The sequence below is a fragment of the Rhodopirellula sp. J20-39 genome (genome assembly GCF_057365095.1).
This window is the reverse complement of sequence record NZ_CP195123.1, coordinates 2815003-2837628: the sequence shown is the minus strand read 5'-3', so window position 1 is coordinate 2837628 and position 22626 is coordinate 2815003. Positions and strand designations below refer to the sequence as shown.

Sequence of the window (22626 nt, the reverse complement as noted above, 5' to 3'; positions counted from 1 at the left end):
TGGAACAGCCCGCGAAGATGCTTCGCCAAGCTCCATAAGACATTCATCGTGGAGCATTCGCTTTATTCGTCGACCCAGAAATCAAGATGGGACGCAGTGCAAACGCTTCAACCATTTTTGATTGCAGGGTGAACTACTAATGTTAAACCGCGTGGGCGACTCGCACCTCAGCGATCTTGCCCGGCCCGATTTACCTTAAAGAATTTAATCCAGTTGAAGTTGCAGTCGTCATCTTCAAATTGCAGTTTGATGTCGTGCTGTCCGGACGAAAGCGAGACATCGAATGCGATGACGCTTTGCCAGTACTGCTTGCCGTTTGTCTTGCCGACTGACTCCGAAGCGATCAGGGTCGAGCCATCATAGAGTTTCCAGTTGTTGACATGGTCATCCGAGGCGACTCTAAATTCAATGTCATAGATGCCGCTCTCCGGAATGTTAACGCTCTTGTATTCGGCCCACTCGCCCTTGTCGGTATCGCAAATGTTCGTTCCGCCACCAACATCCTTGGTGGGCTCCTTCGCGAGGCCGTCGCTTGATCCGCTATGGTCTTCTGCCTGAATCGTAACTGGATCGCCGTAGCCGATGAACTGATCATCGTTGTTGTTGATGATTTTGAACTCTTTGATTCCGACGCTATCTTGCGTGGACGCTGAGTTGGTCGTGATGCGGATGTATCGGTACCAGGAATCCGTGTCGCTCGAAGCATCAAAGAAGGTCTCGCTGCTCTTATTGTTAGAGGATTGATCGACAATCGAAGTCCAACCAAAACGATCGTAAGAAGCTTCCACCTTGTATTGATAAACACCTGCACTCATGAACGTGGTCGATAGGCCCTTGATCTTGAATTCGCCGGACAGATCAACTTCCAGCCATTGAGGGCCGTCGTTACTATCGGCAAGCCACATGGTTTCTTCATCACCGTCTGCTGCTTTGGCGGGCGTGTTTGTTTCAGCAAAGTTGCTTGCGTTGACTGGCTTACCCCCTAAAGCGATATTGCCATTGATGACCGTGCGGCTGGGCACCGGGTTTTCAGTGAATGTTTCAACAATCGTATGTGGGTCTCCATCTGTCTTGAAACCACCCCAATAGTCGGTCATCAGCCATCGATCTGCCCAAGCCGTATTGACGGCGTCCCAGTAGTGACCGGTAAGCCACATTTGTGTCCCGTCGGGTGATGTTGCAAAGCCACCATGGCCGGGACGGTGCTGCCCTCCGTAGATCATGCCGGGGAACAGTTTGTACGTGCCCATGATGGAATCCGAATGACCCATCATCATCTCATATCCCTTCTTGCCATTAGGTGACTTGTTCCAGGCGCGGAAAAGGTTATACCGGTTGTTGTGTTTGATCATGAAAGGCCCTTCACGGATGCCTTTCCCGTAGGGAATGTATTTCCATTCGCCGATAGTCTTCCAATCGTCCGAGAACGGAGCGATGAATTGATCGCTCATTAAGTAGGACTGACCATCGGTGTCCACAAAAATGCCTGGGTCGAGCCGTTTAAAGTCTGTGAGCTTTTTGAACAGGACGTAGGGGCCTTCCGGTGTAGGCGCCTGCAACAACTTGTAGTGAAGGTCTTCTGTCTTTCTGCTACCACAGGTGAGGATAAGGTAATACTTGCTACGATAGTGGTAGGCATCGGCTGCCCAGTAATGTGGTTCGGTACCTCGATACGCTTTAGACGGACCGCTCCAGTTGACCATGTCACGTGACTTCCAGACGGGAGTCCAGTCAATACTCTGGTCACCTGGACAGGCTGTCCCCGTCAAATAATAGAAATCGCCCATTTTGCTAATCCAAGGGTCAGCAATTCGTGGAACCAGTGAGTTTTGGTAGGTCTTGCTGCCACCTGGGTTGACCGTCGTTTTGTCCGTTTCGGCATGAAGCGAAGACAACGGCACTGCGAGTAAAAGCAACAGGCCTGCTAAGCCAAGGGCACGGTTCTTAATATTCATGGAGTTTGCTTTCAGGTTGCTCTTGGATTGCATAGGTTTTGCCTAGTCTTGTTTTGTCTTATTCGTTCTGACCGTAGGGTGCCATTTGGTAGGAATCTCGCGTTTCAGCCGCTCGATCACTGTACGGAATTCAGGGTTGGATACGATGTTGTCCCACTCGTGCGGATCGCTTTGGTGATCATAGAATTCCTCGCTGCCATCGCGATATTGAATGTATCGATACCGACCATCGGTCACACCCGAATAATGTTCGCCAGTGGTGGTTAGAACGGCACGCTCCACTTTCTTGGTGGGATTCTTGATGAAGGGGACCAAGCTAACGCCATCGAGCCCGCTTCTTGGCTTGCCTAATTGGCAATAGTCCGCAAGCGTTGGGTAAAGATCGACCAAGCTTACCGTGTTGGAGCAAACTGATCCGGTTGTCTTAGGCGTTCGAATCAGCATGGGAACGTAGTCGGCCATGTGCCACAGGGTCGATTTTTCCCAGTGGTCTTTCTCGCCGCAGTGATAGCCGTTATCCGAAAAAACAATGACGATCGTATTCTCCGCTGAAGCACTTTGGTCCAATGCCTCAATCACTCGACCCATATTCCAATCCGCGAAGGAATTGGTGGCACAGTAGCCTCGAATCATCTTCTTCCACTCGTTCGGCGTCGATGCACCCGAGATTGTGAATCGGGAGCTTTTCGCCATTTTCTTACCGCTCTTCGAGAGATCATCCAGGTCCGTTGGGTTATATCCTTCAGGCAGAGTGATGTCGTCGATATCGTACATGTCGAAAAAGCGCGGCGGCGCGGTGAATGGCGTATGGGGACGCCATAGTCCGTAATACAAGAAGAACGGCTTCTCGTGTTGTTCGTTTAAAAACTCAATCGCCGCGTCCGCATTAACGACGTCCGGAAATTCTTCATCGGGAAATGAATCCACTCCCCAAAAGGGAGCCCCCATCTGATTCTCTTTCCTCGGCATTGGACCAAATCCGCCCTTGTAGATCGGACGGTTGTCAAACATGGCTTCCTCCCTTTCTTCGGGAATCGGGCCATGGAAGATCTTCCCTCGTCCCCAGGTTTCGTAGCCATTGCGTTTAAAGAACTCAGGGATGAACTCTACCTGCTTGATCACTTCTGAGGCGCCCCATGCGGCTTTGTTGTTTCCGTAAAGGCCCGTGTTGTGCGGGTGCTTCCCACTAAAGAAGGACGCCCGCGATGGCATGCACACCGGCGCATTGCAGTACGAGTTCGAAAAGGAAACCGCCTCTTTGCTTAGTTTGTCCAAAAAGGGCATCTTCAGCGGCGCGTATTCCTTCAAGAGCCCATATCCATTCATGTCGTCAACACAGATCAAAACGACATTGGGGGCTTTTGAAAACGCGGTCGTCGAAACCAGAAGGCCTAAAACTGCGGCAGTGATGGAGCATTGGAATCGAAGGAATGAATTCATGGTCGAAAGATGGAAAGTGTTGGTGTGACAAAAGCATCGCGCAATATGGATAGATGAAACCTAGTCCTTGCGACTTTTCCGAGATTGTCTAAGGACTGCTTCGGGATAACTCGCCAAGATGGCTTGATGGCGTTGCAAGATCGCTGGTTCTTCTGAGGCGATATTGCGACTTTCGACTGCGTCGTTTTCGTAGTCGTACAGTTCATAGTCCGCCGTCTTCGAGTCAGCGCCCGGCTTCTTCCATTCCACCATTCGGTAACGCTCGGTACGAACGGACCGTCCCATCAGTCGTTTGGGGAAGATGTGGTACGCATGGTCTCGCACTCGTTTGCCAGGAGATTTTAAGACGGGTACCAAGCTAACGCCGTCCATGGATTGAGGCCCCGTGGGTTCAGGAAAACCCGCCAGATCCGCAAGCGTCGGATACAGATCAACGCTTTCAACAAGTTGGCCAGTAGACTGCGCAGGCTTGGTTACGCCTGGCGCTACGATGACCATCGGGATCCGATTGGCTTGTTCGTAGTTGGTATGTTTGGTCCAAATCCCCAAATCGCCAAGGTGAAATCCGTGGTCGCCCCACAGCACGATAATCGTGTTGTCGGCCATGCCGGATTCGTCGAGTGCGTCAATCACTTTTCCGATCTGTGCGTCGGTGAAACTGACGCTGGCGTAATAGCCGTGAATCAACTTTCGTTTCAGTTCATCCGAAAAAATCGCTTCGCGTTCTTTCGGCACGGGACTGAAGTTAGTGATCTCACCGCCATGTTTGTGAGCGACTGTGGGCGAATCAACAGGAAGCGTTTCCAGTTCCGGCATCGGCAACATTTTTGGATCATAGAGATCCCAGTACTGGCGCGGTGCCGAGAAAGGTAGATGTGGTCGGGCGAAACCGACTGCAATGAAGAACGGCGTCGAATCGTTTTCTCGACGTACCTTCGCCGCACCGATTCGCCGCACCGTTTCGGCGGCGACTCGTCCGTCAGCATAAGCTTCGTCTTCCACGTCCGGTGATTCATAAGCGGCACCTCGCGGCAACGACTTTATTTTGCCGAGTTGTTGGTTCGTGAAGTACGCTTCCTCTCGTGTGAGCTTGCCGCCCGGTTTGCTAGCCGGGTCCACGTACTCGATCACTTTTTCGTGGAAATGAGCAACCGAAAATGACTCCGGATCGCCTAAGTTTCCGTGACCGATGTGAAAGACCTTGCCGAGCGATTCGGTTCGATAGCCATGAGCCGCGAAATACTGAGGTAACGTCACCGCATCGGGGATTGTCTTGCGTAGATTGCTTCCGAGTCCATACAGCCCCGAGCTGGTGGAGTGCGAACCCAACATCAAAGTGAATCGTGACGGAGCACACACTGCTTGATTGCAATACGCGGCATCGAAACGCATCCCGCGCCGCGTCAATGCATCCAGGTTCGGTGTCTGTGCGACCCGGTCGCCGAACGCACCAATCGCTGGCTTCAGGTCATCGACCAATATCATCAAAACGTTGGGGGCTTCCGCTCGGGCAGTTCCCTGACCGACTCCAACGCAAAGCAAACCCAGTGCTAGAAATCGACGAATCATCATTTACCCCGTGTACTAAAGCTGAACATCGTCTCTGAATGGAATCGCTCGCCTGGCTTCAGGATGGTCGATGGAAACGTTGACTGATTGGGACTGTCGGGAAAGTGCTGAGTCTCCAAGCAGAAACCACCACGGTGAACGTATGGCTTGCCGGACTTGCCCTTCAGCCGACCGTCCAGGAAGTTTCCGCAGTAGAACTGAATGCCCGGCTCAGTCGTGTGGATTTCCATCACGCGGCCTGAAGTCGGTTCGTGAACATGTGCGGCGAGCGTTAGTTCGTCGTCATTCCCGCTCTGGTTGAGCACCCAGTTGTGATCGTATCCAAGACCAAATCGCAGTTGTTCGTTTTTCTTACCAACGTCAAGGCCTATCGCTTTTGCTGATGTGAAATCGAAAGGAGTTCCGGTGACGCTGGACATTTCGCCGGTTGGAATCAATCCTTCGTCAACGGGCGTGAACTTATTGGCGTTGAGCATCAGTTCATGATCCAAAATCGTGCCTTCTCCTTCGCCCTTAAGGTTGAAATAGGAGTGCTGCGTGACGTTGATTGGCGTCGCTTTATCGGTAGTCGCGTCGTATTCGACAACCAGCGAGTTATCGTCGGATAATTTGTAGGTCACCGCTAATTGCAGATTGCCCGGATAGCCTTCTTCCTTGTCCTTGGCGAGATATGAGAGAACGAGTGATTTACCTTCCTGGTAGTCGTCGACGTCCCAAACGACTTTATCAAATCCGATAGCGCCCCCGTGCAGATGGTTCTCGCCATTATTCTTCAGCAACGAATAGGTTTCGCCGTTGAGCGAAAATTCTCCATTCGCGATTCGGTTGCCGTAGCGACCGACCACAGCGCCGAAATACGGCTTGTCGACAGCGTTGATGTAATCTTCGACACGGTTGTAGCCGAGAACGACGTCGGCCATCTTGCCGTCGCGATCGGGCACGACGATCGAAGTGATGATCGCCCCAAAATTGGTGACCTTCACAGTCATTCCAGAATCGTTTTGCAGGGTGTACTGCTTGATGCTGTCAAAATCCTCGACTTGCCCAAAGGCAACGCAGGGGATCGTTAGCAACATCGCCAGAATGATCGATTTCATGTGAGCAACTTTGGTGAAAGGAATCTGTTTTCTCATTGTTTAGAATCTCTAGTACTCGTCTTCTGATTGGTGGCTTTCCCGCGTTTTTTCTTCGCCTTCTTTCTTGCTGCCGCTTTCGCACTGCCAGATCTAGCAGTGTGCTCGTTCGCCTCCATTTCGGTCTGCTGTCCCTTGTCGTTGCACGCGACCATCCAACCGTCCAACTCCGATCGCAATTGCTTCTTTACATTGGCGTACTCCGGATTGGCAGCGAGGTTGTTCAGCTCCAATGGGTCTTGTTCGACGTCATAGAGTTCGATCTCGGGACGGTGGAGATAGCGGTTGACCAACTCGGCGGCACGTGTGTCTCCAGTTTCGGCGAGAGCGATCCAGCTTTCAAATTCCGGAGACTTGACGCACGCGTTGCGAAACTTGGTCTTGGGTGTGAAGTTCCAGATGTACTTAAACTTTTCCGAGCGAACACTGCGGATTCCAAAATGATCGGAGCCGTTGTTGATGCCCCGCGTCGTCATCTCACCGAAGACAAAGTCTTTGTGCGTCGTCTGGCCAGCAAACAGCGGAATCAGACTCTTGCCCTGAATCGCTGGATCGGGAATACCGCCTGCAGCTTCGATAAACGTGGGTAGGATGTCGATGTACTCGATCATGGCTGGATTGACGCTACCGGGCTTGATTTTACCGGGCCAACGAGCAATGAAAGCCGATTGCAGACCGTTGTCGTAACAGGTCCACTTGGCGAACGGCATCGAGTTGCCTTGTTCACTGACGACGATCACCAATGTGTTGTTCGTCAATCCGTGCCCTTGGATCAACTTCAGCGACTCGCCGACTTGGTCATCGTAGAAAGTGACCTCGGCGAGATACCGAGACATGCCTTCGCGAGTTTCCGGGGTATCAAGCAAATACGGGGGAAGCTTGATCTTGTCGACGGGATATTGCGAAGCGTCGCCCTTGTTCCATGGCGTGTGCGGTTCATTGGAACACAGTAACAGGCAGAACGGTTTGTCCTGCTGTTTGCATTGCCCCATGAATTCGTCAACCTTGCCAAAGTCTGGATTTGATCCAGTTCCCAACTTTTCCCACGCGAACAAGTGACTGGGGCTAACGTGCGTTTTGCCACTCTGTGCCACGCGGTAACCAAGGGAACTCATGTAATGCACAACACTCTTCGTACCAGCATTCACCCTTGTGTGATTGGGGTAGGCACCGCTTTTGACGGGATAAAGACCGGTGTAGATATTGTGTCGGGTCGGTGAACACATCGGTGCGGCTTGAAAACAGCGCGTGAACTTCATTCCCTGATCGGCAAGATTGTCGATGTTCGGGGTGTGTGCCTGGCCACCATAGCAACCAATATCTCGAAAGGTGCAATCGTCCGCGATGACGAAGACTAGGTTTGGTCTCGTCGCGTAAGCACTCACAGAGATGGAGATTGCAGTGATGTAGCTTGCGATTGAAAACAGTAATCGTTTCATGTTTATTCCAGTGAAATCGAGTAGCAGGCACGCTCCGTCATGCCGTCCGCCTACCCATGACGATCGCCTTGATGCAACGACATAAGCGGAAAGAACATGGAGTGTGCCTGCTACCGTTTCGAACGTTGGTATTGGTGGTGTTCAGTGGACAGCATTACTTCTTACGTTTCTTCTTTTCTTGGGGCTTAGGATACACCCTGTTCTTATTGGCCCAGTCCATCCATGCAGCCATCATCGCTTCAGCGCGTTCAGGCTGCTTCGACACCAAGTCATGCAGCTCGATCCGATCCTTTGACAAGTCATACAGCTCCCATTTCTCTTTGATAGGGCCATCGGGTGCGGCGACGCCTCGCCCGACTAGCTTCCAGTCGCCATCGATCATGAAGGCGTTGTTTTCATGTTCGGAGAACATTGGGACGCTGCGATGAATGGGTTCGCCGTCGAACGAAGGTGTTAGCGAAACCCCACTCGCTTCATGGATCTCGTTTCCCGCGTAATTGGATGGGTACTCGGCGCCCGCGATTTCCAACAACGTCGGCATCACATCAACCACCTGAGCCGGGGCGTCGTACCAATCCGATTGAGGTTTGATGCGTGCCGGCCAACGGAGAATGAATGGTGTTGCAGAACCACCTTCGTGAGTGAAGTGTTTGTAGAGCCGAAACGGTGTGTTCGAAGCAGTCGCCCAGCCTAAGCCATAGTTGTTGTTTGTATGTTGATTCCGTTGCTCTGTATCAAAAACTTCTCCCTTGCCGAGCGCCGGCCCTTCAGCACACGCTCCATTGTCAGAAAGAAAAATGATCAGCGTGTTATCCGCTTTACCTTCGGAGTCCAGCGTTTCCAACAGGTTGCCAATGTTTTGATCGACTCGATCAATCATCGCCGCATAGACGGCCATTCGCATATCCATTTCCTGACGCTTCTCCTCTGAAAGGGACGACCATTGCGGCGTCTTGCTATCTGCTGGCGACAACTTCCAACTTGGATTGATCAGCCCCAATTCAATCTGCCGCTGGTAACGCTCTTTGCGGATTTGGTCCCATCCTTTCATGTACTTCCCACGATACTTCGCGATATCTTCCTCGTGCGCCTGATGCGGCCAATGCGGGGCGGTGTATGCGAGATACAAAAAGAAGGGACGATCTTTCCCGGCTTTTTCTTCTTTAACAAACCGGATTGCATGATCAGTGAAGGCGTCCGTTGTGTAGAACGGACGATCTGTCGTGCTCTTCATTTCTCGATCGATCTTGTTGCCGAAGGTGATGTTTCGTGGTTCCATGGGATGGAAGTAGCGAGTAGCCCCGGTAATCGAACCGTAGAACTTTTCAAATCCCCGCTGCAAAGGCCAGTGTTGCTGGTCGCTCTGACCAAGATGCCATTTTCCAGCCATCAACGTCGCATATCCTGCTGGCTGAAGTGCCTCAGCGATGGTCACGCAGTTCCTATTTATGAATCCGCGATAGTTTGGAAACTCTTCGCCTTTATCATGTTTACGGCTATTAGGTGGATTCGTCATGTGACCAATGCCAGTCAAATGTGCGCTCAGGCCAGTCAATAATGACGCCCGGGTCGGACAACAGCGAGAATTGTTGTAGAACCTCGAGTATCGCACGCCCGTTTCTGCGAGCCGGTCAATATTCGGCGTTTCAATTTCGCCGCCGTAACAGCCGATGTCCGAGAAGCCCATATCATCGACCATGATTAGGACGATGTTCGGCCGCTGGGCCGCTTCGCACGGCATGGCGAAAACTACTAGTGCCGCGACAATCAACAGGGGCTTCATCATAGATCTATGCCTTCGAGATTACGTTCGATTTTTGTCCAACCTTGAAGAGCCTTGCGCTCACTAGAGCGTTAAAGGCCACAACAAATCACCTTCTAGCGAAGGTAGATACAAATCAGTTGCCTAACAGGTTACTTCGTTCCCAAAGTGACGCTGCCGAGTTCGGGACGCCACGGCTTTGCGTTTTTTCCTTTGGGCCGCAAGAACTTGGCATCAACAGTTTGATACCAGTCGTGTAACTGGGAACGCATTTGGTTAACACGTTCTGGCTGCTCCGCTGCGAGATCATTGCGTTCGCCAATATCATTCTTCAGATTGTAGAGATGAACACGACCGTCTTCGTAACGCTCCACAAGTTTGTAGTCGCCGATACGAATGGCTCCACCGGGAAAGCCGCCTTGATTGGCGTAGTGCGGATAGTGCCAGTACAACGCCCGTGATTGCAGGGAATCACCCTTTAAGGCAGCCAGCAGATTAACACCATCGATGCTTTGCTCGGTCGGAATTCCTGCCGCCGCCGCAATGGTTGGGAAGAGGTCGATCGAGCAGATTTGTTCATCGCTCACAGCACCTGCCTCCGTGACGCCTGGATAGCGAATGATCCAAGGCTCGCGAATTCCGCCTTCGTACAACCAACCTTTTCCACCTCGCAAAGGCAGATTGCTTGTGGGTGATCCTTCCGAGGTAGAAAGCCCTCCGTTGTCCGAAGTAAAGATGACGATCGTGTTGTCAGCCACACCTGAGTCTTCCAACTGATTCAAAACGGTGCCGACCGCTTCATCCATCGCCTCGACCATGGCCGCATAGACGGCGTGTTTCTGTAGGATGCGCACTTCGCGAGGCCCCTCGCCGGGAAGCACTTGCTCCTCAGGTGCGAACTGCTCGCCGCTGATTGACTCGGCCTTTGCCTCATACTTTTTGACCAGGTCTGGACGTCCCATTAACGGAGTGTGCACTGAGTAAAATGAGAGATACGCCAGGAACGGTTTGTCTTGATTGTCTTCGATAAACTTGGCTGTATCACGAGCGAGACGTGCCGGTAGGTGGTCCCCTTCAGGGCTGTCATGCTCCATCTCTGGATTCTCGAACGGTGAAAAGTAGCCGTTCCCGGTGTAAGGACCGCCTTTTTTGTGCCCGCCGACGTTCACATCAAAACCTCGGTTTTGCGGAAAGTACTCCTTCGATTCCCCCAGGTGCCATTTCCCTGCAAAAAAGGTGGCGTAGTCTTTGGTTTTCAGTGCCTGTGCAATCGTGACATCATCAAGCGGCATGTTGTTATTGAGCCGTGCTGGTTTGAACTTACCTCCCCGCATGCCACCAAACCAATTTGTGTTTTCGGCACGCGTCGGATACTTACCCGTCATCAAAGATGCCCGTGTCGGCGAACACACTGGATTCGCTGCATACCCATCGGTAAAACGCATGGCAGTTGCTGAGAACGCATCGATGTTCGGAGTGTCATAGAAGCAATCAGGATTATTCGCACCAATATCCATGTAGCCCAGGTCGTCGACGAGTAGGACGACGACATTCGGTAGCTTGTCTTCCGCAACCACTGCATTGCCCCCGACCAATGCATTCCCTAGGAACGCAAGCGAAGTGATGATGCCCAGTAAGGTGCTTCGATTCATTTTCATAAAATTGTCTACTTCGTTTATCGTGTTACAGTTAGCTTTAGCTGGCCGGATTCAATCGGCAGATCCGCTTGATAGAGGTTGTTTCCCACCTTCTTAAAAACAGCACCATCCATTTTGGGAACTCCGCTCTCGCTCCAAATTGCGAGCGGGCCAGCTTCCTCCAGCGTGAAGCTAATCTTGTCTTCAGACACGGATTGTATTTTCACGGCGGCGGACGGCAGGTATTTGTCTGTGCGTCCAATGACGACCCATCCGTGCGTTTTTGGATAAAGAAGAAACAGTTTCGCCCCAAAGTCGTTGATCGTTGTCGTATAAGAATCGCCAAGCGGTAATACATTCTTTGTCGTGCGGTCATAGACAAGCATTCCGTCGCTGGGCAGTTCCCAATCGCCTTCGGTAGGCTGTAGAAGTTCACCAGCGTGGGGATAATCCTTCGCAGCGATTTCTGCCCCGATGGGGTTCCCACCTTCCGTGAAGTTGAACAAGGCAATCGCTGCAACGCGGTCTTCCAGCGGAGCGATAACCCGAAACGCTTCTTCGCCTCGGAATGGGTGGATGAAAAAGCTCTCTGGTAACAGCGTCGCCGGGGCCTGCGTGCGAAGCAGCTTTCCATCTTCAAACGCAAACGGCGTCAGCACATCGGCAACGATCTTACTCGGCTCGTCGGAGATATAGACTGGCCCACCCGAGATCGCTCGGGCAAGAGCCATCGGCTCGACGTCCCGCTCATCGTGTGTATGGAACATGTCCAAATCGCCCCAAACCGTTTGGCCCATCCAAAGGTGGTTCGCAAAACTTTGGTAGGTATTGCACTTGTTTTTGTCCTTGTCGGCCTGGTTGTAGTCTGGGCTCGAACGTGACAGTGCGCTGTACTTGGTTTGTAGCGAATTGACATTGGGTTGGGCGATGCAATTGAGCAACGGCAAATCATATTTCACACAGGACACTTCGAGTGCCTCGTTATTTGCACGCATGGCACTGACCGCATTGCCGAGTCCTTTGTAGTTATCAAAGGCTCGCGTTTGGAAGTCGACCTTGGTGAAATCGAATCCATTCTCTGATGCATCGCGGGCCATCTTTTCGTAAAATGCCGTGGCCGCTTCTTTGCTGCCACTGGGCAACAAGGCATCGCCTCCGACTTTCGTGACGAGGACATTCGCCAGGGCATCCATCGTATTCTGCAAAGAGATGCCTTCCATGTATCCGATGGTGTTTCGCCAAATGCCCATCCATTTAATTTTCTCTGGATCCTTTAGATCAGTGATTGGCTTCCAACCGTTGGGGAATTTTTTCTTGTCGGGAACTAGGCTGATCAGCTTGCGATCTTCTTCGTCAAAATATCCATCGTCGACGATCACCCAACGAAGTGGTGCCGGATTGTTTTCAATGGTATGAACTGCATCCGAGATTATCTTCTGCGAAATCTCGGTCTTGTAGTGCTCCCACGAGCACCATCCGAGATAGGAATAGGGTTCCGGAAACTGTTTGTTGGAACGCCAGTCGGTAGCGACGTAACCTGAATCGATTACTTGCTTCCAAACTGCATTTGTTGCTGCATAGGGCGAATTCCCATATGCCCAAACCAGAAGCGGCAAATCGCCTTGAACCACGTCGGTTCCAAAATTGCCAGCCTTTAGAAACAGCTTCTCGTTTTTGATGAAGAACTGGCTGTAAATCTTGTCGGACGTCATCGGCAATAGTGCTAAGTACTTGCCCTCGCGAATTTCCAGCAGGATGAACTGGCCCTGCTGAATTGAGTTGTGTTTGAGACGCGTCTTCGATGGTTTGTAATCCTGCAGTTCTGCAATCGAACCAAAGGCAACGGCCTCTACCCGATTGCCCCGGGCGACGCCGCCGGAAAATGGGCGGTAGTATGCTCCCTTTTTAAAGCTGGGTAGTTGAATTTCTCGTGTCAGAACATACCCCGCCTTATCCGGTTTCAGACTCACATCGTTGGCGACAACCATTTTGAAAGGTTGCTTCGTCACCTCGATCCGTTGCGCCGATGTCACGCTCGCTAGAAAAAGGGTTGCCAAAGAAAACAGGGGCAGTGATATGTTTTTCATGATTATTTTTTCTTCATCTTGTTTTTAGTTTTCAGGGCGGACCTGATTGAATCAGCCACCTGCTTGCCGATTGCGACGTATCCGGGTTTCGTGAAATGCACGTCTCCGGGGGCCTTGTACTGGTCCTGGATTGTCAATGAAAACGCATGTAGATCGTTGATCAGCACCCCGTGCTTTGCCATCACCTTGGACGCGATTGCGTTGTAGGCAATTGCGTCCTCCACGCGTCGGCCCTTTTCACCTTCAGGTACTGCCGTGGTTGAGGCCCAAATGAGAGTGGCGCCTGTATTTTTCAGCTTGTCTACCAGACTCTCTAAGTTCTGCTTGTACTCGTCAGGTGAAACGGCTACTTCTCCATTCACCTTATCTCGCACGGGAGAATCCCCGACGCGGAAACACAGATCCCAAAGGCCCCAATTGAAATGGATCAAATCCCACTTCGTATCTCCAAGCCATTCATCGAGTTTTTCCAAGCCTCGCCGAGTATCACCACAATTTGCTTTGGCACGCTGGACATTGGCGACCTGCTTCAGTTGCTTTGCAACCGGCTTCGTATAGCCGATTGAAATGGAATCCCCTAGGATCAAGACATTCGGAAGACCCTGAACCTTTTCGGTGGGCGGGGCTAAGCCATCTAAGTCCGCTTTCGGTGTAAAGAACTTGTCATCGGCAGCGACCGAGACGTTTGATAGCGCTGCGATGCAAACAAATAACAACGAGAACACGCTGCTGTAGACCTTAGTGGACGAGCCCACGATTCCTGTGTGATTGGCTACACAAAGGGGACTCGTAACCTCATCCACTACGCGGAAACCGAGGTGCGACGGATTCTTAGTTGCCATCCAAATTCACGTATAAAGTTTTGGTGGTTGGATCATGGAAGTATTGGTTCGGACTTTTCATCATCTCATTCCAAGATTGAGCTGGCTTCATTGTCACGTCGGCGGCCACAACCGATGCAACTTCAGGCACATCCATGACCTCGAAATGAATCGATTGGGTTCGAGATCTTTCCGCCTTCATTCTCAATTTGATGGCCCCATCTTTGCTTTGATAGGAAAGAGCGAGATCAGAGAAAACGGTGACTGCAGCACCGTTCTCCGGATAGACCTGAAAAGCATCGATAGCGGGAGCCGAGTACTTATCTGTACCTGAACTCTTGAAAAAGGAATTACCAGGTTGTGGCGAGTTGATACCGATCTTTATTGGCAGGAACAGAGGTGCTTTGACATATACCGGCATCGCCTTCCAGTCGCTAGAAGTTGCAGTAATCGTCTTCTCGCCAGCTATTTTCTCATGAGTGAAGAGATTGAACCAGGTTCCCTCGGGCAGGTAGACGCGGCGTGAGTGCGAATCCTCGGTCACGTAGGGAGCCACAAGTAGATTTGGGCCGAACATGTATTCGTCATCCACAAACGCATTGGCGTCATTCGGAAACTCGATCGGTAATGCCCGCATGATCGGAATGCCATCTGAAGATGCAAGTCGAGCGCATTGCCGGATGTAAGGAACTAAGGATGCCCGCAGCCACGTGTAATACTTGAAGGATTCCAGCATCTCCTGGTCGTACTTCCAAGGTCGCATTTCCTTGTCTTCGTGTGCATGGGTTCGCATCAACGGACTAAAGGCCCCGAACTGCACCCAACGCAGATAGCGTTCTTTCGTTAAGGGTGTCTGACGTTTATACGCACCAATATCTGCGCCCCAATACACGCCAGCACTCGCACACAGATTGATCCCAGCACGAATCGTGCTTTGCAGATCTTTCATCGAGCAAGATGTATCGCCTGCAAAGAATCCACCCACTGCGTGACAGCCTGCCCACCCGCTGCGAGCAAACGTCATCCAATCATTGTCTTGATATCTTGATTGGTAATCCAGAAACGCGGCACGATGATACAAGTGCTGGTAAAGGTTGTGGATCTCGCGACCGCTATAGTTGGGATACTGTGACAAGACAGTATCCGCGCCAAGCTGCTCTCCAAAATCAAGCATGGAGACTCGATCTAACCCACTGCCAAACGCTTTATTGAGAGACTTCGGAGAACTGAAGTCGATGTAGGCATTGCCAGCTTGGAAAGCGTGGTCACTGACAAACACCGAACCGTCTTCTCGCGTCGCCAAAGGGATCCTAGGTTGAAATTTCCTAGATGATCTTGGGGGTTTAGCCAATGGATCAAGGTGCGTTCCCAGTTTGATCCCAAGAGGCCGCATTCGTTCTTGATAGATTTGCTCGATTGCCGGGCCGCTGGAGGGAATGCCGGCGGCATACATCGCACTGTAGGTGAAACCATGCTTATTGAAGTTGACCAGCTCATCGGTCAATCGGTCGAGTCGATCTTGCTTTGTTGGCACACCACCAAAATGGTGCCCCATCCAAGGCATGTGTACCCAGTCCGCGACAGCGAAGATCCGCCCCGTCACCTTAGTGTAGGCACGATAGACATCGTGAGGTTTTTCACCAGCGAACAAAAAGTAGTCACATGTCCCGCCTACACTTGATACGTCGACGACGCCCGACTTAGATCCTTCGATGTCCCATCGCACAATGCCTCCGTGGTTGTAGAACATCCCCGTTGAGTTCGCGGGATTCAAATAGAACGGAATCGGTTTGTAGGTTTCGGACGAGCCGCTGGAAAGAGCTTCCGCCATTCCCATTGACCACTGAGCAAACACAGAGTGCTTGTGTTTGAAAGTGTCAAAACGCTCGCCAAATCCGATGTACTGATCCGATTTTGATGTTTTGAACCGTACACGCACGCCACGAGGATCGGCGAGAGGCCCGGCGACATTGAAACCGGTTTGATGAAATTTGGTCACTCCATTCTTAACGACTTTCATCGCGAAGGGTTGGCTGCGAATGTAGATCGACATCCGTTCGTCTTGGTTGCGAACCTCTAAGATGCCATTAGATTCCTTGAAAGAAACTTCGGCTGAGACCAAGGGATCATCGTTGAAGTATCCAGGCTTCTGCCCGACGACATGGATCACTCCTCCCTTGAAACAACGCACATCAAGAGCGTATTCCTGGCCATCATCGTTCTCAAAGATCAGTTGAACTCGATTGTCTTGATAATCGAAGCGCTTGACTGAACTGGCAAGATTCCAGGAATGGTCACGTACGTTTCCAACACTGCCATCTGCGTAAATCAACTCGGTGAATTCATTAAGCTCACTCAGGGCCTGATTGATCTTTACATTTGAACCGCTGGCGAAATCTTTTTTTAACTTGGCAAGATTGGTATTAAATCCGGCACTGCGAACCCACCCTTCGTTCCAGATTAGGTCGACCCACTCTTGAAGCGTCTTATCCTCTGACGGTCCGCCATACTTGAGGGTGTCGCTTTTCTGGTTCCTGTAGGACTCGACTTTCTGATAAGCCTCACGCAGCTCCCGCTCGGAGGCGTCAACGGTGGAAGCCGCTGTGATCAACAGAGTGAACAATAGAGTAACCACCAGGAGGAAAACCGCCTGAATGTTTGCATGAGTCCTCATGGCAATGCTCGATCCATTCATTCGACCACGACTCCCGTAAGCTGCTTGATCACCTCGATCTCGGCTGGGTCAAACGGAGTATGATCGGGGTAGAAGATCTCATGGAACCAGACTTCGGGAAGCGGCATGTCCTCGATGGTTTTACAAACGACACCCTGCTTGCGAAGCGTATCGAGATCCTTGCCATTGCGACTGCCCCATGGGTAAACGCATCCCGTCTTGCCAGCGACAAACCCCCAGTTGATCGCTCCGATGTTATGTTTTTTTAAGATCGGTAGATCAGTTTGGAATGTCGATTTCGGACGTCCCACATATTCGGTGCAAATGGCTGGACGTCCCTCTTTCGAGTAGGCTTCGCAAAACTGTTTGAGCTTCGATGTCTTGTAAGTGTGGAATGAATAGATGTCGGAGTTCATCTTCGCTAGCTTGATGTTTTGACCTCCCAGGGAACCCTCCGCGGTGGAACAGATCGGCTGGGAAGGGTTCACTTGACGCGCCCACTTCCACGCATCGAGAAGTAGTTGAGCACTGCCGTTCCCGAAGTTCTTTTTGCCACTGTTTGAGCCAAGGTCCGAAGCCTCGCCACCACCCCGGCCCGGCTCGTTGTAGAGCTCCCACATCAATACACGTTCATCGTTCTTGAAATGCTCCATCGTCTTTTGCACGTAGCCTTGCAGCCTCGCCTTGTCTTCATCCGATGCTTCGCCCTTTGAGTACGCCACAGCAAGATCCCTTCTCGGCGACGTCTTCCAGCCCGAGTTGTGGTACTCCGGAACCGGAAGCGGCTGCTTCCCAACTTCCGCATCGAAGGAGTGGCAATCATCAAAGAAAACGAACGCGGGGCGAATCCCGTGCTCGGAGCAGATATCGAGAAACTGATCCATCCGGTCGTAGAGTCCCGCTTCATCGGCACCCCACACAAGGTCGTGCAAATAGACTCGCAGCGTGTTGAAACCGATGGATTCAGCTAAGGCAAGTTCCTTATCAATCGTATCGGGATCAAAGGTTTCCGCCTGCCACATCTCCAATTGGTTGATCGCATTGACCGGGATGTAGTTGCAGCCGACCAGCCAAGGTTGATTTGCGTACCATTGCTTTGCTTTTGCAACCGACCAGCGACCAGGCACTGTCTCGGGGTTTGCATCGGCATAGGTAACTGGTCCTAGCAACACAACGGCGGTTAGGCTAACGATTAGTTGCGACACACGAATCATAGGATCTATAAAGGCAGAGTTGATGGTATTCGGAAACCGAGGCGTGGATCGTGTTTGTTAAACCGCATACTCAACGGGCCGCGTGCTCACGTCAGTTGCAATCGCGCGGGGCGATGCCCACGCGGCTTAACGGTTTGGGTGAAGGATCAGAAACCGCTTCCCTTGTGCAAAGACTTGAGCTCAGCAGCCGGTATCTTGATGACTTTACGGTCGTAGGTGATCAGACCATTGATCTCCCCTTCCACATCAGTGGTTTGGGTGTAGACGCCCGCAGCCACTCCGTTCGATTTGAGCTTGCTTAAGACTTCTAGAGACTTGATGTAGCGGTCTTTGTACTCCTGGGCGTTCTTCGGCAAACCGCCGTAACCCCAGCTCTTCTTGCTCTTGCTCCACAAGTGGCCTTCAACGGGGAATCCATGTCCTCCAAATTCCCCCACCACTTTGACGTACGGATCGTATTTGGAATTTTCCAGCCAGAAGTATGGATCAGGGTAAGAGTGTTCGTCAGCGATATCACCGACGGGAAACAAGTTGCCACCGCTGGCGATATTGACGGACCGTGTCGGGTCGTAGTCGACGATCCATTTGCCCACTTCCATCGTCCGGTGTTGCCCCCAACGCTCGTTAAAGGGTGTCCAGACCACGATGGACGGATGGTTATAGAGTGAGTCAACCATGCCCTTCAGCTCAGCCATGAATTGCTGATGAGCGGATTCGGGCCAGTCGCCATCGAGCTGATTGTCCTTGGGCGCGTTCTTCTTTTTGTATTCATGAAGCCGTTTCCACTTCGGCCATTCATTGTCCTTCTGACTCGTCCCGCCTGAGACCTGATCCTGCCAAACGAGAAAACCCATTCGGTCACAATGGTAGTAATATCGACGAGGCTCAACCTTGATGTGCTTTCGGATCATGTTAAAGCCCGCATCCTTGAGGAACTTCATGTCAAAGACCATCGCTTCCTCGGACGGAGGCGTTAGCAGCCCGTCGGGCCACCAACCTTGGTCCAATGGCCCCAGATGGAAAACAATGTCGCCGTTCAACGTGAGACGCCAATTCCCATCCGCATCTTTCATTTTCCCGACCTTGCGAATGCCGGTGTACGACTTGACAGAATCGACAATCGTCCCGCTTGCATCGACCAACTCGATCTTCAGGTCATAAAGAGTGGGTGTCTCGGGTGACCAAAGCTTTGGCGAGGGAATAACCAGACTTCCGTTGCCGCTGGCAACCTCGCTGTCGTCCAGATAGGCCGTCGTGCGAATGGTCCCCGCTCCAACAATCTTCGGTGCAATCGTGACGTTGCCTGATAGTTCCGTATCGATCTTAATGTGCTTGATGTAGCTGGCGGAAACTTCCTCCAACCAAACGGTCTGCCAGATCCCCGAAACGGGAGTGTAAAAGATGCGCCGATCAAGATCCTTTGTTTGCTTCCCACGAAGCTGGAAGGTGCCCGGTTCATCGGTTGCATCAAGCACCTTCACCACCAGTTCGTTAGAACCGGCTTTGGCAAGATCTGTAACATCGAAACTGAAGGGCAAGTTTCCGCCCACATTCTCCCCAACCGCCTTGCCATTGAGCCAAACTTCGGTCGAGTAATCAACGGCTTCAAAGTTCAGTAGCAAGCGTCCCGCAGGCGACTTCGCCAAATCGAAAGTACGCTTGTACCAAAGGGCCTCAGTTGGCTTGAGCCGATGACCGACGCCAGATAGCGGGGCTTCAATCGCGAACGGAACCAAAATCTCCCCTGTCCACGACGATGGCTTACCGGCGTCTTTCTTGGTAACTGCGTAGTCCCATAGACCATTCAGATTCACCCAGCCTTCACGTTGCATTTGAGGCCGAGGGTATTCCTGCCAAACACTTGTTGGATCCAACTGCTCGCCCCAAGACGTCAGCATCGAGTCCTGAACCGGTTTCCATTCACCAGAAATCGACGGGGTAGCAACGGCAGCGAGGCAAATTACCAAACAACAAATGAGTGCTTTCATAACTTTACTTGTCAGAATCTTTCTAACTCAACTAATCAGAATTGAATGGCTATACAGGATGACTCCATCGCCATTGCCCACTAGACTTACGGGGCTTTCGAACGGCACAGACGCAGTTTACTGGAACGATGCCCGCCTGCTACGTGCGCAATTGCGTCCCTAGCTTGATCAGGACTTCCTGCCAGTATTTGGATAAGCACCTATGAACATTGGAACATTGCATTCTGAACCGAGATTTCGCTTGAGCCAGCCGAAATTCGCTTTTGCACTCTTGAGTGCAGCCTTGGTCGCTTTTGTCACGAACTCCATTGTCCGGGCTGAATCGCTTGAGCAAACCGTGAAGCTGGCTGACGGCTCTATCACCGAACTCCGGCGAGCTATTTTGGAAACGCAATCAGCTCTCGACGAGTTGCCGCGACGACTCATTCGCGAATCAGGTGGCACGCTGGGGCACCGAACAATCAATAGCGAACTAAACGAAAATATTGCTTGGCTGGAAGTCGATCTTGGAACAGAGTTGCAGTTCGATTTGATCGCACTCGTTCCTATGGTCACCATTGATGAAAATCAAAAGTCCAGTGACTTCGGATTTCCGTCGAGATACCAGATCCATGTCTTTGACAATTTGGAAGATTCGAACGGCCGTCTGCTATTTGACTCCATTGATCGCGAGGATTCCACCGCGCCGAACCAAACACCCGTTCTAATCGACTGCCCCGGTACGTCCGCTCGCCGTATCCGCATGACTGCGATCGAGACTGTTCGATCCCCTATTGGCGACGAGACGGTTTTTGCACTAGCTGAGTTGATGGTTTTTGACGCGCATCGCAACATCGCAATCGGAAAACCTGTTTCAGCAAACTTTCCCGTCTATTTTCGGCCCATCTACGACCCTAGCTATGTCACCGATGGATTCATGCCCTTTTCTCACCCCAGAACCAACAGAAAGATTAACACAAACTACTTTCTCGTTCGCCAGGAAAATCCTGACTTGCCGGTGTCAGTGACACTGGACCTGGCCAAGGAATTTCCGATTGATGAAATTCGACTTTACCCCGTTCACCTAGGCAACAATTTCTCCGTTTTCCATCGCACCGGCTTGGGATTCCCAAGGAGGTTTTCGATCGAGTCGTCAAATCAGCCGGACTTCGAGACAGCCGAAGTGATTTTCCAAAGTGGAGATTCGGATTACCTACCACCTGGGCATCGCCTCGCCATGTTTCCCGCCAATGTTAAGCCCGCCCGCTACATACGAATCACAGCGCAAACGTTGCCATCCGATCCGCATCGCGAAATCCCGGTTTTGGCGTTCGCGGAGATTGAAGTTATTTCCATGGGGCGGCCCGTATCCCATGACGCCAAAATCCTAATTCAACCGAAACGGCTCAGGGGCAGCAAGAGATCCGACCGCCTCGTCGACGGCCTTTCCTCTCACGGCGAAATCCCATTGCTGCGTGACTGGCTAGTCCAGCTTTCAGAACGAAACCGACTGGAGCAACGACTGGTCGCTTTCAAGAGTGCCTTGTCCCGCCAAACTTTGAGGCAATCACAGCTTCTTCGACGGCTCATTTGGGGCGTTGGAATCGGGATCCCTCTGTTTGGATTGATTATCTTGTGGCAGCGGCTTGTTCGTCTCAGGCAAATGACTCGTTTGCGAGAGAATCTTGCGGCCGATCTCCATGATGAAATCGGTGGGAACTTTAGTGGTATCGCGCTGTCTTGCGATCGACTGACTTCTGCAGAGGCGATGCCGAGCGTTTACATCCCGCAGTTGCAAACCATCGCAGAAATTTCGCGTGACAGTGCACATAACACAAGAAGCCTTGTGCAGTTTCTGGAGTCGCACGATATCAAGGATGGGTTGGTCGCTAAGATGAATTCGACAGCCTCATTCTTGCTTGCGAGTGTGCCTTATGAGTTCGACGCTACTAACTCGAAGTTTCTTCAGAAGCTGACTCCTAAGGAAAAGTGGCACCTGCTTTTGTTCTTCAAGGAAGCTTTGGCCAACATCAGCAAACACTCGACTGCAACACGTGCAAATTTGTTACTCGACGTTACGCGTAAACAATTGACGTTGTCAGTCTCAGATAACGGACGGGGAATCACTGGTCCCGTAAGGCTGCCTGCCCATCTAAAAATACGTGCCGAAAAATTGCATGCCAATGCAACGATTGATTCTAGCGAGTCGGGAACAACCGTTACCCTTAGGAAGACACTGTGATCCATACTAAAGAACGAATCATTCAGGTGATGGTGGTTGAAGACAATCATGTCTATCTTCGTGCATTGACCGACTCCTTGGACCAAGTGGCTGACATGCAGTGCGTTGGAAGTGCCAGTAGTTGCGACGAGGCCCACTCATTGATTCAGCAAGAAAAGCTGACACCCGATGTCATTCTGCTCGATCTTGAAATGCCGGGTACCCACGGGCTTGATGCGCTGCCAAAGTTTTTGGCCCAGGTGCCCGAATGTCAAATAATGGTACTGACCCAGTCAGATCGAGAGGTGCATCTTCTTCAAGCCATTTCCCGAGGCGCTGCGGGCTACCTCCTAAAAACAGCCTCCCTGGAAGAGATCTTCAACAGTATCCATGAAGTTCACGGCGGTGGATCCGTATTAGATCCAAAGTTGGCTCATGTAACACTGCAGCTGATTAAGCGAGTTCAGGCTGATTTCCCTGAGGAGGATGATCAGTTGCTGACGATTCGCGAGATAGAAGTCCTGCAAATGCTCAGCGAGGGCTGTGTGAAAAAGGAAATCGCGAAACATCTGGACGTTTCCGTACACGCAGTCGACAAACGCATGCGTCGAATCTATCGGAAGCTTCAGGTTCAGAACGTTGCATCAGCGGTTTCGGTTGCTATTCGCAACGGCTGGATATAGTCGGCTTTTCAGCGATCGTTTTCA

14 protein-coding genes are annotated in these 22626 nt (G+C 51.5%); 2 read left to right on the top strand and 12 right to left on the bottom strand.

Features of this window, described 5'->3' with window-relative positions; genetic code table 11:
• Positions 1 to 167: 167 nt before the first annotated feature.
• The 12 genes from ACR3ZL_RS10505 to ACR3ZL_RS10450 form a co-directional block, all read right to left on the bottom strand.
• Positions 168 to 1955 carry a family 43 glycosylhydrolase gene (locus ACR3ZL_RS10505; protein WP_473653203.1) on the bottom strand — a complete coding sequence of 596 codons (1788 nt, stop codon included), beginning with the start codon at positions 1953 to 1955 and terminating at the stop codon, positions 168 to 170.
• 42 nt (positions 1956 to 1997) lie between these two features.
• The gene (locus ACR3ZL_RS10500; RefSeq protein WP_473653204.1) at positions 1998 to 3395 is read right to left on the bottom strand and encodes a sulfatase; all 1398 of its coding nucleotides are present in this window, start codon (positions 3393 to 3395) and stop codon (positions 1998 to 2000) included.
• A 60-nt stretch (positions 3396 to 3455) separates the two neighbouring features.
• Positions 3456 to 4967, bottom strand: a complete 1512-nt coding sequence (locus tag ACR3ZL_RS10495; RefSeq protein ID WP_473653205.1) for a sulfatase — start codon at positions 4965 to 4967, stop codon at positions 3456 to 3458.
• Positions 4964 to 6040: an aldose epimerase family protein gene (locus tag ACR3ZL_RS10490; RefSeq protein ID WP_486173578.1), complete on the bottom strand. Its 1077-nt coding sequence runs from the start codon at positions 6038 to 6040 to the stop codon at positions 4964 to 4966. Before ACR3ZL_RS10490 ends, ACR3ZL_RS10495 begins: the two co-directional genes overlap by 4 nt.
• A gap of 53 nt (positions 6041 to 6093) precedes the next feature.
• A complete protein-coding gene (locus ACR3ZL_RS10485) occupies positions 6094 to 7536 on the bottom strand; it encodes a sulfatase family protein (protein ID WP_473653207.1) in 1443 nt (480 codons plus the stop codon).
• Positions 7537 to 7690: 154 nt separating this feature from the next.
• Positions 7691 to 9322, bottom strand: coding sequence for an arylsulfatase (locus tag ACR3ZL_RS10480; protein WP_486173431.1), 1632 nt, complete (start codon positions 9320 to 9322; stop codon positions 7691 to 7693).
• A gap of 128 nt (positions 9323 to 9450) precedes the next feature.
• Positions 9451 to 10956 (bottom strand): sulfatase, encoded by a 1506-nt coding sequence (locus ACR3ZL_RS10475; protein ID WP_473653209.1) that lies wholly within the window; start codon positions 10954 to 10956, stop codon positions 9451 to 9453.
• A gap of 17 nt (positions 10957 to 10973) precedes the next feature.
• Positions 10974 to 13022 (bottom strand): Sip1-related alpha-galactosidase, encoded by a 2049-nt coding sequence (locus tag ACR3ZL_RS10470; protein ID WP_473653210.1) that lies wholly within the window; start codon positions 13020 to 13022, stop codon positions 10974 to 10976.
• Between the two features lie 2 nt (positions 13023 to 13024).
• On the bottom strand, positions 13025 to 13864 hold the full coding sequence (locus ACR3ZL_RS10465) for an SGNH/GDSL hydrolase family protein (RefSeq protein ID WP_473653211.1): 840 nt from the start codon (positions 13862 to 13864) through the stop codon (positions 13025 to 13027).
• Positions 13854 to 16517 (bottom strand): glycoside hydrolase family 31 protein, encoded by a 2664-nt coding sequence (locus ACR3ZL_RS10460; RefSeq protein WP_473653212.1) that lies wholly within the window; start codon positions 16515 to 16517, stop codon positions 13854 to 13856. Before ACR3ZL_RS10460 ends, ACR3ZL_RS10465 begins: the two co-directional genes overlap by 11 nt.
• Before the next feature lie 17 nt (positions 16518 to 16534).
• A complete protein-coding gene (locus ACR3ZL_RS10455; protein ID WP_486173430.1) occupies positions 16535 to 17731 on the bottom strand; it encodes a cellulase family glycosylhydrolase in 1197 nt (398 codons plus the stop codon).
• A 146-nt stretch (positions 17732 to 17877) separates the two neighbouring features.
• On the bottom strand, positions 17878 to 19719 hold the full coding sequence (locus ACR3ZL_RS10450; RefSeq protein WP_473653214.1) for a glycoside hydrolase family 2 protein: 1842 nt from the start codon (positions 19717 to 19719) through the stop codon (positions 17878 to 17880).
• A gap of 241 nt (positions 19720 to 19960) precedes the next feature.
• Here ACR3ZL_RS10450 and ACR3ZL_RS10445 point away from each other — a divergent pair, with 241 nt between their 5' ends.
• Positions 19961 to 21940, top strand: a complete 1980-nt coding sequence (locus ACR3ZL_RS10445; RefSeq protein WP_473653215.1) for a histidine kinase — start codon at positions 19961 to 19963, stop codon at positions 21938 to 21940.
• Positions 21937 to 22602, top strand: a complete 666-nt coding sequence (locus ACR3ZL_RS10440; protein WP_473653216.1) for a response regulator — start codon at positions 21937 to 21939, stop codon at positions 22600 to 22602. The genes ACR3ZL_RS10445 and ACR3ZL_RS10440 overlap by 4 nt, the downstream gene beginning before the upstream one ends.
• The last annotated feature ends 24 nt before the right edge of the window (positions 22603 to 22626 follow it).